This is a genomic window from Pilosibacter fragilis (assembly GCF_032490495.1).
In the GTDB taxonomy this organism is placed as follows: domain Bacteria; phylum Bacillota; class Clostridia; order Lachnospirales; family Lachnospiraceae; genus Pilosibacter; species Pilosibacter fragilis.
In genome coordinates this window covers 1-743 of the sequence record NZ_JAVYJB010000063.1, presented here as the reverse complement: position 1 = coordinate 743, position 743 = coordinate 1, and the positions used below count along the sequence as shown (strand labels likewise).

1 protein-coding gene is annotated in these 743 nt (G+C 45.8%); it reads right to left on the bottom strand.

Going from position 1 to position 743, the window contains the following annotated elements; all coding sequences use genetic code 11:
* Positions 1 to 441: 441 nt before the first annotated feature.
* Positions 442 to 743, bottom strand: a 302-nt coding sequence (gene tnpB / locus ABCW45_RS17730; RefSeq protein WP_343221296.1) for an IS66 family insertion sequence element accessory protein TnpB, incomplete at its 5' end; no start/stop codon positions are given.

The following is a 743-nucleotide window of genomic DNA, read 5'->3' as shown; positions in this document are numbered from 1 at the left end:
TCTGTCTGGCGACCAAAACGCTGCTGGTTTGCAAGCCGGACCTGTTCTATGAGGGTTTCATAGTTCTGTTCCAGCTTGTCGAGCCGGTCCTGCATCTGGAAGATAACATCGTTTTTTGCCGTATGGTCCATCTGATTCAGTTCATCCGGAGTGAATTTTTTACACATGATGTCCGCCTTTCTTTCTAAGGAAAGTATAGCAGAAATCGGTGATAAATGCCAATCCGGTTTCCATACCGGTCCGTCATTTTTACCTACCCGGAACGTCTCCAGATGCCCTGTTCCAGTCACTTGAAATGCGAGGCATTTAAAATCAAAAGTTCTCTTTTTTATCTTCATACAGGACAAACGGTTCGTCTCATCGGAGAGGATTCCATTAATAGACACCGCCCTTTTTGGCGGTCAGACTGGCGTTTTATTTTCTCTGTTTTTCACAAACGTTTTAATAGATATGCTTCGGATCAACGTCTTTGATCCTGGGATCCAGGGGATTTAATCCTGTCATGAGGTACCTGTACTGGTCCTCTGTAAGTTCTGCCGCTTCCTGGATATTTCTTGGCCAGGATAATCTTCCGTCCTCAAATCTTTTGTACAAAAGCAGAAACCCCGTTCCCATCCATAAAAGCCCCTTGCACCGGTCAGAACGTTTCCCACAAAACAGGAACAGGGTTCCTTTCTCGAACGGATTCTGTCCATACCGATCGCCGATGATCGTTGCCAGACCATCGATCCCTTTTCTCAGAT